General features: G+C 57.9%; 5 protein-coding genes. All 5 read left to right on the top strand.

Translation table 11 applies throughout. From position 1 onward, the window contains the following. Positions 1-309: 309 nt before the first annotated feature. From IJN28_01530 to IJN28_01510, 5 genes are read left to right on the top strand one after another with little or no spacing between them, the layout of a single operon-like run. A complete protein-coding gene (locus IJN28_01530; GenBank protein ID MBQ6712454.1) occupies positions 310-1200 on the top strand; it encodes an ATP-binding protein in 891 nt (296 codons plus the stop codon). Beyond that, positions 1197-1352: a hypothetical protein gene (locus tag IJN28_01525; GenBank protein MBQ6712453.1), complete on the top strand. Its 156-nt coding sequence runs from the start codon at positions 1197-1199 to the stop codon at positions 1350-1352. The genes IJN28_01530 and IJN28_01525 overlap by 4 nt, the downstream gene beginning before the upstream one ends. Beyond that, on the top strand, positions 1315-2109 hold the full coding sequence (locus IJN28_01520; GenBank protein MBQ6712452.1) for a hypothetical protein: 795 nt from the start codon (positions 1315-1317) through the stop codon (positions 2107-2109). Before IJN28_01525 ends, IJN28_01520 begins: the two co-directional genes overlap by 38 nt. Before the next feature lie 5 nt (positions 2110-2114). Continuing rightward, on the top strand, positions 2115-2408 hold the full coding sequence (locus IJN28_01515) for a hypothetical protein (protein MBQ6712451.1): 294 nt from the start codon (positions 2115-2117) through the stop codon (positions 2406-2408). After that, positions 2386-3825 (top strand): terminase, encoded by a 1440-nt coding sequence (locus tag IJN28_01510; GenBank protein ID MBQ6712450.1) that lies wholly within the window; start codon positions 2386-2388, stop codon positions 3823-3825. The genes IJN28_01515 and IJN28_01510 overlap by 23 nt, the downstream gene beginning before the upstream one ends. Positions 3826-4092: the final 267 nt, after the last annotated feature.

Genomic DNA, 4092 nt, shown 5'->3' with positions numbered 1-4092 from the left:
CTACAAGCTGGGTAGAAGGATTCTTTGGGGAGTGAGGGAGGAGGAAGGAGCGTTTTCCTCAAGAGAGTGTTATCATGCGTATCAAACTCGCAAAGCCTGCTTTTCCTTAACAGACAGCTTCTCCCTCCTCTCTTACTTTTTGGCTTGCCCCAAAAAGTAACAAAAAAGGCACACGCTGTTGAAGCGGACTATATCTTACGCTATAACGAACTACACCGCTTCAAAAAGCGTGGAACGCTAATGATAGCTTATTGCTAAGAGGAATAAACCGATAAGTTAGCCCCTTAGCACTCTAAAAGGAGCCCCACTATGACGGAAATACAAAATTCTATATCACACAAAGCACCACTACACCTTACAAAAGCAAATCGCACCCCGTTCGCCGCGCTCGTTGACGAGGCCTCGGATGCACTCGGACTTGACGCCACCGAGGAGGAAAAAGAGCGGCTCGGTCACTGGATCGTCGGAGCATGGGAAGACCAAAAGGCGTGCGCCGACTGCACGAAAGAGGGCGATGAGGTACTCGCCTGCGGACAGCGCACGCTCATTCGCGAAGACGGCATCATCCGCCCCGTCACTCGTCGATGCGAAAAGTATCACGCAGTCTGCATCGCCCGCCGTACCGAACGGCTCTTCGGCCAGTCCCACCTCGGCGACCGCTTCAAGACGCGCACCTTCAGCACATACCGTGTCACCGACGACAACAAAGCCGCCTACCAAGCGTGCCGTGCCCTCGCCGATCATTTCACTCCCGGCACACGCGGCCTCTTTCTCTCGGGCAGCTGCGGCACAGGCAAGACCCACCTCGCAGGTGCCATCGTCCACACACTTATCAAACGCGGCCACCGCGCCATACTGATGACGACGAACCGCCTGCTCGACACGCTGAAAAGTGCCTTCGGCGACAACGAACGAACCGCCCGCATCAAAGAAGAGCTTGCGACCTGCGACCTCCTCGTTCTCGACGACATCGGCGCAGAACACATCAGCGACTGGGCAAAAAGCGAGCTCTTTAACCTCCTCAACGAACGCTACGAAATGAACAAAACGACCATTCTGACGACGAACCTCTCCATCGACGCACTCACCGCCCGCCTCGGCAAACGCACCATCAGCCGTATCGCCGAAATGACGGACGGCATCCGCATCGTATCGGACGACTGGCGACTTCGCCGTCATTTAGAAAGGAGACCCACATGATCGACCAATTCTTCATCGAGATCCTCATGAACTGCTACTTCGCAGGAATCGGCACACTCGGCTTCTACTTCCTGCTCCGCGAGATCTTCTATCTGAGAAAGGAGGCGAAACGCCGTGAGAAACGCACACAGACCGAAAGCCCTTCCAAATAGAAAACTTCCCCGTGGCATCGAACGACAAGACGAGCTCATTGAGCTCATCGAAAAACGATTCCATCAAGAAGACCTCATTCGCGATGCCCTGCAAAAGGCAGACGCAAAAAACACCACCACCGAGAGCGCATCTGCCGAAGAGATCGCCGCAGAGGGCGTACCTTCCACGAAGGACGCCACCACACAAGAGAGCGCATATGCAGACGAAATCACCGCAAAGGGCGTACCTTCCGCGAAGGACGCCACCACACAAGAGAGCGCACCTTTGGCAGCACAAGCCATCACAGAGGGCGCATATGCAGGCGAAGTCACCGCAGAGGGCGTACCTTCCAAACAGGACGCCACCACATCGGAGAGCGCACCTTCCGCAGACGGAAGCGCACCTGTCGAAGCCATCGCAAGCAGCCCTTCTGCCGAAGCAGAAGAAACCGCATCTGCCACCGTCGAAGCTTCCCTTGCCGAGCCTGCCGAATCCGTCACCATCCGCTGGCACGGGCAAAACGAAACCATCACAGACCCGCGCATCTGGCTCACCGTCTTTGATACCGTCCGCGAAGCAGGCGACGTCATCACACGCGAAGTAGCCCACCGCCGATTTCACGGCGAATCATACTGGAAAACGTGCGATGCCCTCTACCTCTCCACAGGCACCTACTACCACCACGTACGCGCGATCCTCCATTACGCCTTCGCCTGCGCCGTCTACCACCGCCTCATCGACCCGCGCCCAAAGCACTTCTCTTTGAAAGCGAAGTGACGACCATGCGACAGACCCCATCGCCAAAAGACCTGCCGCAGGAAAACGTGCAGACCGCACCACCGCCGACCGCCACACCCCCTGCACCGCAGACCGCGCACGCGAACTGGTACACCGACACGCTCCGCACGATCGTAAACCGCGCCCTCGACGCCGACAAGCCCGACATCAAAGGCGCACTCGCCGCCCTTGCCATGCTCGCCGAAGCCGAAGAACCTACCGAAGATACAAAAGATATCGCAAACCTGTTGCGCGACGCACGAAAGAGAGCCGCCCATGCCAAAGAAAACACCGACTGACCGCCTTGTGGCAGAATTTCTCGCCGACTACACCCACGACCCGCTCGGCTTCGTCTACGCCGCCTTCCCGTGGGGACAAGGCGACCTCGCCGAAAAACAAGGCCCCGAACAATGGCAAGCCGACACCCTCCGCTCTATCGGAAAACGCCTCCAAGAAGGCGCGACCGTCCGCGAAGCCATCGCCAGCGGACACGGCATCGGCAAAAGCGCACTCGTCGCATGGCTCATCCTCTGGGCGATCTCGACACACGAAGACACACGCGGCATCATCACCGCCAACACCGAGACCCAGCTCCGCTCCAAAACATGGGCAGAGCTTGCCAAGTGGTACCGCCTCTTTATCGGCAAACACCTCTTCACCCTCTCGGCCAACGCCCTCGCCTCTGCCGCCTGCGGACACGAACGCTCGTGGCGCATCGATGCCATCCCGTGGTCGGACGCCAGCCCCGAATCATTCGCAGGTCTTCACAACCAAGGCAGCCGCATCCTCGTCATCTTCGACGAAGCCAGCGCCATCTCCGACACCATCTGGGAAGTCACCGAAGGCGCCATGACGGACGTTGATACCGAACTCATCTGGTGCGTATTCGGCAACCCCACCAGAAAAAGCGGCCGCTTCTACGACTGCTTCCACCGCTTTCGCAAACGATGGCACCACAGGCAGATAGACAGCCGCACCGTCACCATCAGCGATGCCAAGCAGATCGCCGAATGGATCGCCGACTACGGCGAAAACAGCGACTTCATCCGCGTACGTGTCCGAGGCCTCTTTCCCTCCTCGAGCGAAAAACAGCTCATCTCCACCGAGCTTGCCGAAGCAAGCGCAGCCCGCACTGTCCCCACCTCTGCCTACGACTTCGCCCCTGCCGTCATCGGCGTAGACCCCGCATGGAGCGGAACAGACGCCATGGCCATCGTACTAAGACGCGGTATCTGGTCAACAGTGCTTTCCGTCCTGCCAAAACAAACAGACGACATGGAAACGGCAGGCCTTATCGCACGATACCAAGACGAACACCGCGCCGAAGCAGTATTCATCGACCTCGGCTACGGCACAGGCATCTACTCCGCAGGCAAAACACTCGGCCGCACCGACTGGCGACTCGTTTCCTTCGCCGCCAAGCCGTCCCGTCAGGGCTACGCCAACAAGCGCGCCGAAATGTGGAGCGATATGAAAGACTGGCTCGAGCAAGGCGGCAAGATAGACAATAGCCGTGACCTCATCGCCGACCTCACCGCGCCCGAAGCCTTCATCAACTCGAAAGGCCTCCTCCAGCTAGAAAGCAAAGACGCCATGAAAAAAAGAGGCCTCCCCTCACCAAACATCGCCGATGCGCTGGCACTCACCTTCGCCTACCCTCTGCGCACCAAAAAACGCACCCCACGCCGCACCGCCCCCAAGTACGGGGGAATGTGAGGGAAGGGGGGAGGGGGAGGGAGGAAGTGATTTTTCGAAACAGACCACTCGCGGTGCGTATCAAACTCGCAAAGCCTTCCTTATCGCCGATTCACTATAGCTCCCTCCCCTCTTACTTTTTGGCTTGCCCCAGCGGTTCGCGACTGACCAATCAGCACTCCCTAACGGTGTGCTTCTTGGGTCGCTATCGCATGGGAAGTATTAACCAATCAGCATCGCCCTTCGGACTTGCTTCTTGGATACTTCTCCAATAAGTAACAAAAAAGG

The sequence above is a fragment of the Selenomonadales bacterium genome (genome assembly GCA_017442105.1).
Lineage (GTDB): Bacteria > Bacillota > Negativicutes > RGIG982 > RGIG982 > RGIG982.
The sequence above is the reverse complement of the archived record's forward strand: the minus strand, read 5'-3'. Positions and strand labels throughout refer to the sequence as shown.